Below are 722 nucleotides of genomic sequence, written 5' to 3'. Positions count from 1 at the left end.
GGATACGCCCGGGCCGCGCATCGTCGTCTTCGAGGTGGGCGGCGTCATCGACCTGGCGGGCAAGAGCTGGAAGCTGCGCGAAGGAAAGATCACCATCGCCGGCCAGACGGCGCCCGACCCCGGTATCACGCTGGTCAAGGGCGAACTGGAAGTGTTTGCCAAGGACGTCATCCTGCAGCACATCAGCATCCGCCCCGGCGCCTTCGGGCGGGCCAAGCGCAGCGGCAACGACCATGACGGCTTCTCCACCGGTGACGGCGCCGAGCGCGTCATCGTCGACCATTGCAGCTTCTCCTGGGCAACGGACGAAAACCTCTCCGTCGGCGGCCATCGCTTCGAGGGCGCCACCCCCGACGACTGGCGCGCCCACACCTCGCATGCCATCACCTACAGCCACAACCTCATCTACGAGGGGCTGAACGAGGCCGTGCACATCAAGGGCGAGCACAGCAAGGGCTCGCTGATCCACGACAACGCCACGCAGATCCTGCTGCTGGGCAACGTCTATGCGTCCAACCGCGAGCGCAACGCGCTGTTCAAGGGCGGCGTCTGGGGCGCCATGGTCAACAACCTGATCTACAACCCCGGCTGGCGGGCGGTGCACTACAACCTGATCGCCCACGAATGGGTGGGCCGGCCTTACCAGGTCGGCAAGATCACGCTGGCCGGCAACGTCTACCGCGCCGGTCCTGGCACGGCGCTCAACCTGCCCTTCTTCACAC

The 722-nt window shown here is 66.2% G+C and carries 1 protein-coding gene; it reads left to right on the top strand.

The genetic code is table 11. The features are described 5' to 3' along the window. The coding region (locus AC1DU6_RS33965) for a hypothetical protein (protein WP_477862807.1) at positions 1-722 on the top strand (722 nt) is incomplete at both ends.

This window comes from Roseateles sp. P5_B10 (genome assembly GCF_056400485.1).
Note: the sequence above shows the minus strand (reverse complement) of the source record. Positions and strands in the feature narration are given on the sequence as shown.